The organism is Stenotrophomonas chelatiphaga, assembly GCF_001431535.1.
GTDB classification, from domain to species: Bacteria; Pseudomonadota; Gammaproteobacteria; order Xanthomonadales; family Xanthomonadaceae; genus Stenotrophomonas; species Stenotrophomonas chelatiphaga.
Window position 1 is genome coordinate 1 of record NZ_LDJK01000094.1, and the last position, 8,536, is coordinate 8,536.

8 protein-coding genes are annotated in these 8,536 nt (G+C 68.0%); 5 read left to right on the top strand and 3 right to left on the bottom strand.

What is annotated here, in order from left to right:
* Nucleotides 1–98: 98 nt before the first annotated feature.
* Together ABB28_RS16285 and ABB28_RS16290 are read right to left on the bottom strand one after the other, a co-directional pair.
* Entirely contained in the window at nt 99–2,615 is a 2,517-nt protein-coding gene (locus ABB28_RS16285; RefSeq protein WP_057687418.1) for an ABC transporter permease, read from the bottom strand.
* Nucleotides 2,612–3,259 carry an ABC transporter ATP-binding protein gene (locus ABB28_RS16290; protein ID WP_083492062.1) on the bottom strand — a complete coding sequence of 216 codons (648 nt, stop codon included), beginning with the start codon at nt 3,257–3,259 and terminating at the stop codon, nt 2,612–2,614. Before ABB28_RS16290 ends, ABB28_RS16285 begins: the two co-directional genes overlap by 4 nt.
* A 75-nt stretch (nt 3,260–3,334) precedes the next feature.
* Between ABB28_RS16290 and ABB28_RS16295 the strand changes: the two genes are divergently transcribed.
* From ABB28_RS16295 to ABB28_RS16305, 3 genes are all read left to right on the top strand, one after another.
* Nucleotides 3,335–3,979, top strand: coding sequence for an arylesterase (locus tag ABB28_RS16295; RefSeq protein WP_057687419.1), 645 nt, complete (start codon nt 3,335–3,337; stop codon nt 3,977–3,979).
* An 87-nt stretch (nt 3,980–4,066) separates the two neighbouring features.
* Entirely contained in the window at nt 4,067–4,777 is a 711-nt protein-coding gene (locus ABB28_RS16300; RefSeq protein WP_057687420.1) for a response regulator transcription factor, read from the top strand.
* A 106-nt stretch (nt 4,778–4,883) separates the two neighbouring features.
* Nucleotides 4,884–6,155 (top strand): sensor histidine kinase, encoded by a 1,272-nt coding sequence (locus tag ABB28_RS16305; RefSeq protein ID WP_057687424.1) that lies wholly within the window; start codon nt 4,884–4,886, stop codon nt 6,153–6,155.
* Between the two features lie 151 nt (nt 6,156–6,306).
* Here the strand turns inward: ABB28_RS16305 and ABB28_RS16310 are convergent, their stop codons facing one another.
* The gene (locus ABB28_RS16310) at nt 6,307–7,014 is read right to left on the bottom strand and encodes an SGNH/GDSL hydrolase family protein (protein ID WP_057687421.1); all 708 of its coding nucleotides are present in this window, start codon (nt 7,012–7,014) and stop codon (nt 6,307–6,309) included.
* A gap of 198 nt (nt 7,015–7,212) precedes the next feature.
* Here ABB28_RS16310 and ABB28_RS16315 point away from each other — a divergent pair, with 198 nt between their 5' ends.
* On the top strand, nt 7,213–7,593 hold the full coding sequence (locus tag ABB28_RS16315) for a diacylglycerol kinase (protein WP_042613702.1): 381 nt from the start codon (nt 7,213–7,215) through the stop codon (nt 7,591–7,593).
* A gap of 31 nt (nt 7,594–7,624) precedes the next feature.
* Nucleotides 7,625–8,377: a TerC family protein gene (locus ABB28_RS16320; protein WP_057687422.1), complete on the top strand. Its 753-nt coding sequence runs from the start codon at nt 7,625–7,627 to the stop codon at nt 8,375–8,377.
* Nucleotides 8,378–8,536: the final 159 nt, after the last annotated feature.

Genomic DNA, 8,536 nt, shown 5'->3' on the forward strand with positions numbered 1-8,536 from the left:
GCATAGGCTGCAGGGGTGGCTGGTGGCTGGCTACGGCCCCGGCCCGTAATCCGTCGCCCGGCCCCGGCCCGTAGCCAGCCACCAGCCACCCCTGCAGCCTATGCCTCGCGCAACGCCAGCGCCGGCGGCGTATGCAGGATCCGCCGCGTGCCCCACCATCCGGCAAACACACTCAGCGCCACCCCGCACGCACCACCGGCCAGCAACCCCGGCCACGGCGGCAACAGCGCCAGTTCGAACACCTGCCGCGACACCACCACGCCGATGATCGCCGCCGCACCGACCGCAAGCGTCGCCGCCAGCAGCCCCAACGCGCCGAACTCCACCAGCACCGCACCGCGCAGCTGGCGCCGCGTGGCACCCAGCGTGCGCAGCACCGCGCTGTCATAACGCCGTTCACCGGCGGTGGACTGCAGCGCTGCCAGCAACACCAGCACGCCGGCCAGCAGGCTGAAGCCCATCACCACCTGGATCGCCTGCGCGACCCGATCCATCACCTGCCGCACCTCGCTGATCAGTCCATCGATATCCAACAGCGACAGGTTCGGCTGCTCGCGTACCAGCTGGCCCAGTCCGGCCGCCTTGGCACGCGGCAGGTGGAAGGCCGAAATCAGGTTGTGCGGCGCATCGCCGACCGCATTGGCGTTGAGCAGCACGAAGAAGTTGACCCGGAAGCTGTTCCACTCGGCCTTGCGGATGCTGGTGATGGTGTAGTCACGCTGCTGCTCCCCGACCTGCAGCGTCACCCGGTCACCCAGTCTGGCGCCGTAACGGCGCGCCCAGCCTTCCTCCACCGAGGCTTCGGCGGCGGTGCTGTCGGCCGCCCAGAAGCGACCCTGCAGCAGCTGGTTGGCGGGCGGGAAGGTGGTGCGCCAGCTGAAGTTCAACGGCCGGTCGCGGTCGTTGTCCGCATCGGCTGCCGGCTGCGCGCCAGTGTCCTGCGCCGCCTCCTGGTCATCACCACGGCGACGTGGCGCCTCACCGTTCAAGGCCAGCAGGCGACCGGTGGCGAACGGTTCCACGCTGGCATCCACCGCCCCCTGTGCGGTCAGCGCATCCAGCACGATCTGGCGCTGGTCCGGCTGGATGTTCATCAGGAAGTAGTTCGGCGTATCCGCCGGCAGGCGGTCGCGCCACTGCTGCAGCAGGCCCGGACCGACCACGGCCAGCATCAACAGCGAACACAGCGACAACGACAGCCCGACCAGCTGCATCACCGCCAGCGCGCGGCGGCGGGTCAGCGCCGCCAGCCCGAGCCGCCAATTGCCGTGCAGGCGATGCTGCAGCCCACGCACCAGCATCAACAACGCGAAGCCACCGATGGCCGCCAGCAGCGCCAGCGCCGCCAGTCCGCCCAGCACCCACAGGGCCAGCTTGAGGTCACCGGTGACCTGCACCGTCAGCGCCAGGCTGGCCAGCAGTGCGCCGGCGTACACCAGCAGCGAGGTCGGCGGCAGCGTGGCGAAGCTGCGGTTGAGCACGCGCATCGGCGGCACGTTGCGCAGCCGCAGCAGCGGCGGCAGGCCGAAGCCGAGCAGCAGCAGCAGGCCGATGCCGGCCCCGGTCAGCGCCGGCATCGCCTGCGGCAGCGGCAGCCGCTGCGGCACCAGTCCGCCGAGGATCTGCACCAGCCCTTCCTGCGCTGCCATGCCGACCAGCACGCCGACCACGCAGGCCGGGATTGCCATCAACAGCAGTTGCAGCGCCAGGCTGCCGAGGATGTCGCGCTGGCGCGCGCCGAGGCAGCGCAGCACGGCGACCTGGTCGATACGGCTCAATGCGAAACGATTGGCGGCCAGCGCGGTGGCGACGCCGGACAGCAGCACCGCCAGCAAGGCGCTCAGCCCGAGGAAACGCCCGGCCAGCTGGAACGATTCACGCACCCCGCGCTGGGTGTCGCCGACGCCGAGCAGGCGCAGTCCCTGCACGCGCGGCTGCAGCCACTGGCGGAACTGCGCGATGGCCTCGGGCTCGCCGACGAACATCGTGCGGTAGCTGATACGGCTGCCCGGATCGAGCAGGCCGGTGCCTTCCACGTCGGCGCGGTTGACCAGCAGGGTGGGCGACAGGGTGAGCAGTTCGCTGGACGTATCCGGTTCGGATTCGATGCTGCCGGCCACCCGCAGCGTACCTGCGCCGAACTCCAGTTGATCGCCGATGCGCAGGTCCAGCGCCTGCAGCAGGCGTGGATCGGCAAAGGCTTCCCCACGTGCCGGTGCGGCGGCGACTTCGTTCAGTACGGCATCGGCACCGCTACGCACGCGCAGCTGGCCGCGCAGCGGGTAACCGGCTTCGACGGCCTTGATGGTGGCCATCGTGCTGGCTTCACCATGGAACAGCACGCTGCCGAAGGCGGCGATGCGGGTGCTTTGCAGTCCGCGCCGGGTGCCTTCAGTGACCAGCTCGGCGGGCGCTTCGGCGCGCCCGCTGATGCCGAGGTCACCGCCGAGCATTTCGGCGGTGCTGTTGGCCAGCGCCAGGTTGACCCGGTCCACCAGCGTGCCGACCGCGGTCATCACCGCCACGCCCAGCACCAGCGCGGCGAACACCGTCAGCAGGTCGCCGGCCAGCGCTTCGCGGCGCAGCGAACGCAGCGCGTGGCGCAGCAGGTTCATGCGTCCGCTCCGTGCGTGACCTGCTGCAGGCGGCCGTTGTCGATGCGATGGATGAACTGGCAGCGCTGCGCCAGGCGCAGGTCGTGGGTGACCAGCACCAGGGTCGTCGCGCTGTCGGCATTCAACGCGAACAGCAGGTCGCTGATGTGCTGGCCGGTGGCCTGGTCCAGCGAGCCGGTGGGTTCATCGGCGAACAGGATGCGCGGGCGCGCCACGAAGGCCCGCGCCAGCGCGACGCGTTGCTGTTCGCCGCCGGACAGCTGGCGTGGATAGTGCCGCGCGCGGTGCGACAGGCCGACGGCCTCCAGCACCTGCTCGACCCGGGCCGGGTCTTCGCGTCCGGCCAGCTCCAGCGGCAGGGCGATGTTCTCTGCCGCGGTCAGCGCCGGCAGCAGGTGGAAGCTCTGGAACACGAAGCCGACTTCGCGCGCGCGCAGCTGGGCGCGGGCTTCTTCGTCCAGGCTGCCGAGCACGCTGCCGGCCAGGGTGATGCTGCCACGGCTGGGAAGGTCCAGCCCGGCCAGCAGGCCGAGCAGGGTGGTCTTGCCGGAACCGGAGGCGCCGACGATCGCAACCGAGGTGCCTTCATGTACCGTCATGCTGATGTTGTCCAGTATGTGGACTTCACCCTCCGGGCCATGCACGGATTTGCCGACCTGGTCGACGGCGATGGCGACGGGCGCGCTGCGGGGGGACAGGCTGTCGATGAGGAGACTCCAATGCGCGTTACAGGACGAGGCCGGATGATCGGCCGGATGGGAATGCTGCTGGCATGGTTGCTGCTGTTGCCGGTGCTGGCGTGTGCCAAAGGTCAAGCAACGACCGTTCTGGTGCTCGGCGACAGCCTCAGTGCCGCCCACAATATCCCGGCCGGCACCGGCTGGGTGGACCTGCTGGGCAAGCGGCTCAGCACCCGTTCGGGCTCGCCGGCACGGGTGGTCAACGCCAGCATGAGCGGGGAAACCACCGCCGGTGCGGCCACGCGTCTGCCCGGCCTGCTGGCGCGTGAGAAGCCCGGCGTGGTGGTCATCGCACTGGGGGGCAACGATGCCCTGCGCGGACTGACCCCGGCGCAGATCCGCGCCAACCTGGAGAAGATGATCGTGGCCAGCCAGCAGGGCGGCGCCAAGGTGCTGATGCTCGGCATCGATGTGCCGCCGAACTATGGCCCGGCGTACCGCCAGCGCCTGGCCGCGGTGTATCGTGCGCTGGCCGACCAGTACAAGGTGCCGTTGCTGCCGTTCCTGCTGGAAGGCGTCGCGCTGCAGCCGGGGATGATGCAGTCCGACGGCCTGCACCCCACCGCCGGCGCGCAGCCGAAGGTGCTGTCCAACGTCTGGCCGCTGCTGCAGCCGCTGCTCTGAAGCGTTCAGCGAGCGTGTGCGTCCACTTCACGCCGCGTGCACCGTCGATCCGGCATGTTTCACAAAGCTGAAGTTAGAGGGAAGACCATGCGTCAGACGAAGGAAACCTCCGGCCTTGTTCTGGTCGTCGAGGACAACCGCAATATCTCCGAAATGATCGGTGAGTATCTGGAAGGCCGTGGTTTCGAGGTCGACTATGCCCAGGACGGCTTGGACGGTTATCGTCTGGCGGCTGAGAACAGCTACGACGTGGTCGTGCTGGACCTGATGCTGCCGCGCCTGGACGGCATCGAAGTCTGCCGCCTGCGCAACGATGCCCGCAAGTCCACGCCGGTGCTGATGCTGACCGCGCGTGACACGCTGGACGACAAGCTGACCGGCCTGGGCTTCGGCGCGGACGATTACCTGACCAAGCCGTTCGCCATCCAGGAACTGGAAGCACGCCTGCGCGCCCTGATCCGTCGCGAGCGCCGGCAGGTGGGTTCGGAAGTGCTGAAGGTCGCCGACCTGGTGCTGGATCCGGTCAGCATGCGCGCCACCCGCGCCGGCACCGAACTGCAGCTGTCGCCGATCGGCCTGCGCCTGCTGACCATCCTGATGCGTGAATCGCCGCGCGTGGTCACCCGCCAGGAAATCGAGCGCGAGATCTGGGGCAATGGGCTGCCGGATTCGGACACCCTGCGCAGCCATCTGTACAACCTGCGCAAGATCATCGACAAGCCGTTCGACCGTCCGCTGCTGCACACCGTGCAGAGCGCCGGCTACCGCATCGCCGATATCGCCCAGCCGATGGGCTGACATCGTCGTCATGGTCCCCGTGCAGGCCGCCGCCGGCCCCTGCACGGGGGACTGACGCACCCGCTGCCTATACTCGGCGCGGCCATCTTCCGTAGTGATCCCCCTGATGCCGCACGGCCTGCCGCGCAAGATACGTATCGCCTTCATCCTGCAGGCCGTGCTGGCCAGCCTTGGCATACTGCTTGGCGCATGGCTGGTATCGCTGGTGATCAAGCACAGCCTGGTCAGTGCCGCCCTGCGCGAAGAAGCGGCGTACTACTGGACGCTGCACGAGGCCTCGCCCACCCAGCCGCCGCCCAATACGCACAACATCCGCGGCTACCTGGTGGAAACCGGGCGCTCCAGCCTGTCGCTGCCGGCCAACCTGCGGGATCTCCCCGCCGGCTTCCATGAGCTGCGCGGCGACGACCAGCTGGTCTGGGTGGACGTGCGACCGCAAGGCCGGCTGTACCTGGTGTTCCTGCGCTCACGCGCGGAGATGCTGGCGTTCTGGTTCGGCATCGTCCCGGTGCTGCTGACCCTGCTGGCCGTATACGGCGCCAGCTGGGTGACCTACCGCGCTTCCAAACGACTGGTGTCGCCGGTCAACTGGCTGGCGCGCCGGGTATCGCGTTGGGACCCGGGCAAGCCGCAGGCCAGCGACCTGGACCCACAGAAGCTGCCCGCCGACATGCAGGGTGAGACCCGGCAGCTGGCCGCGGCGCTGCATTCGCTGGCCAACCGGGTCACCGAGAACGTCGCGCGCGAGCGCAATTTCACCCGCGATGCCAGCCATGAGCTGCGCACTCCGCTCACCGTGATCCGGGTCGCCAGTGACATGGCGCTGGCTGATGAAACCGCATCGCCGCGCCAGCAGCGCAGCCTGCAGCGGATCCAGCGCGCCGGCCGCGAGATGGAGGCGGTGATCGATGCCTTCCTGATCCTGGCGCGCGAGGCCGATGTCGAGCCGCAGATGGAGATGTTCGACGTGGTGGAGGTGGTGCGCCATGAAGTGGACACCGCCACCGAACTGATGCTCGATCGCCCGGTGCACGTGGAGCTGCATTACAGCGGCGTGGTCGAGCTGCATGGTCCGCCGCGGGTGCTGCAGGTAGTGGTCAGCAACCTGGTGCGCAACGCCTGCAACTACACCGACGAAGGCCGCGTGGACGTGTTCGTCGAACACGACCGGGTGCGCGTGCACGATACCGGCATCGGCATGTCACCGGAGGCGCTGGAGAAGGCCTTCGAGCCGTTCTACCGCGCCGAGCCGGACCGCCCGCAGGGCACCGGGCTGGGCCTGTCGATCGTGCGCCGGCTGTGCGACCGATTCGGCTGGCAGGTGACCCTGACCAGCCAGCCGGGCAAGGGCACCGAAGCGACCGTCATCTTCCGCTGAACCGCGACGCGGGCAGGTGGGCGCGGCCGTCACGCCCCGCGGGGATGGGTAGCGCCGAGTCATGCCCGGCGAGCGAAGCGGCCGCTGTAATCATATCGGCCAGCGGCCGTCACTACCGGGCCAGCGGGCGTCACTCCGCCCGGCGGGCGGTTCAGTCGCAGCGGACCTTCGGAGCCAGCGCCCTGGTCCAGATCGCATACCCGGCCGGGGTCATGTGCAGCATGTCCTCGCGGAACAGGGCCGGATCAGGCTGGCCGTCGCGGCCCAGCATCGGCGTGTAGATGTCGGTGTAGCCGGTCTTCGGCAGTGAGGCCAGCGCGCTGCGGATCATCGCATTGGCTTCAATGATGCCCGGCAGCAGGTGCGCACGCGATGGGCTCGGCTTGATGGAAATGTACTCCACCGTCGTCGACGGCAGATCGCGGTGCACGCGGCCGACGAAGGCGATGACATCGTCGCGTACCTGGGCCGGCGTACGGCCACTGTTGAGGTCGTTGTCACCGGCGTACAGGAACACCTTGCACGGGGCGTACGGCACCACGATGCGGTCGGCGTAATACGTGCTGTCACGCACTTCCGAACCGCCGAAGCCGCGGTTGATGACCGGCTTGCCCGGGAAATCGGCGGCCAGGCTGTCCCACATCCGGATCGAAGAACTGCCGACGAATTCGATACCGCCGCGCGGCGGCGGGCTGGCCTGGTCGGCCTTGGCGAAGGCAGCCATGTCACCGGCCCAGGCCACGTTGGAGACTTCTTCAGGCACCTGCGCAGGCCGCGGCGGTGACAGCGCGTGGGCAAAGCCAGCGGTGGACAGGCCGAGGGCGAGGGCGAGCAGCAGCGGGCGGCGTGGCAGGTTCATCAGGATCTCCAGCGGGTTGCAGCCTTCGATGATAACGGCGCGGGAGCCCCTTGCCGGCTGCGGCGGGGTGCCAGGCGTGGCCTTATGGCAAAATAGCGGCCTGCTGCCCACCCTGGCTTTACATGACCGTCCGCTCCCTGTCCCTGCGGTTGCCTTGTTGCGACCTGATCGCCTGCGCTCCCGCCGGAGCACGCTGCCATGGCTGACCAGTTCGGCCACATGCCGCGTGGACCGCGTCGCATCCTGCAGGCCGCGCGCTGGTCGTGGCAGGGTCTGCGCGCGGCCTGGCTGCACGAGTCCTCGTTCCGGCTGGAAGCCTGGTTGCTGCTGCTGTTCACCCCGGTGGCGCTGTGGCTGGGTGACAGTGCGATCGAACGCATCCTGATGATCGGCTCGATGCTGCTGGTGCTGGCCACCGAGCTGCTGAATTCGGCCATCGAAGCGGTCATCGAGCGCTATGGTCCCGAAATCCACGAACTGGCCGGTCGTGCCAAGGACATGGGGTCGGCCGCGGTGTTCGTGCTGATGATGAATGTACTGCTGTGCTGGGGGCTGATCCTGGTCCCCCGCTTGTTCTGACCCCTCTCCCGACTTACTGCGAAGACCCCCCATGGCATTTGTTGAACTGCTCTCCGATCCGAACGTCTGGTTGACCCTGCTCACCCTGAGTGCGCTGGAAATCGTGCTCGGCATCGACAACCTGGTGTTCATTTCCATCGCGGTCAGCAAGCTGCCCGAAGCGCGCCGCCCGTTCGCGCGCAAGCTGGGCATCGCGGTGGCCTGCATCACCCGCATCCTGCTGCTGGTGTCGCTGGCCTACCTGGCGCACATGGAAGCGAACCTGTTCACCGTGGCCGGCATGGGCATTTCCATCCGTGACCTGGTGCTGATCCTCGGCGGCCTGTTCCTGATCATCAAGGGCGGCATGGAAATCCGCGAGCTGATCACCGGCGGTGAGGATGAAGATCCGACCACCACCAAGGCGTCGGCGGTGTTCGGCATGGTGATCCTGCAGATCGCGATCATCGACATCGTGTTCTCGCTGGACTCGGTCATCACCGCCGTCGGCATTGCCGACCACGTGCCGGTGATGGTGGCGGCGATCCTGCTGTCGGTGGCGGTGATGCTGCTGGCGGCCAACCCGCTGGGTCGTTTCATCGATGCCAACCCGACGGTGAAGATGCTGGCACTGGCCTTCATCCTGCTGATCGGCGCGGTGCTGATCCTGGATGGCCTGGACGTGCATGTGCCCAAGCCGTACATCTACGCGGCGATGGGGTTCTCGGTGCTGGTGGAATGGTTGAATCTGCTGATGCGCCGTCGCGCGGTGGCCCATCAGGTGCCGGGTGCCGGCAACTGGTGATGGGCCGGGGTTGCCGGGCCGCAGGCCCGGCTGCCCGCTTTTGGAGCAACGTCCACGTCAACGTCAACGTCAAGAGCTGCAGGGCCTGACTCATAAACACATCTGACGCTGACGACGACCACATTAGTGTATATCTCGACATGTCACGTATCATGAAAA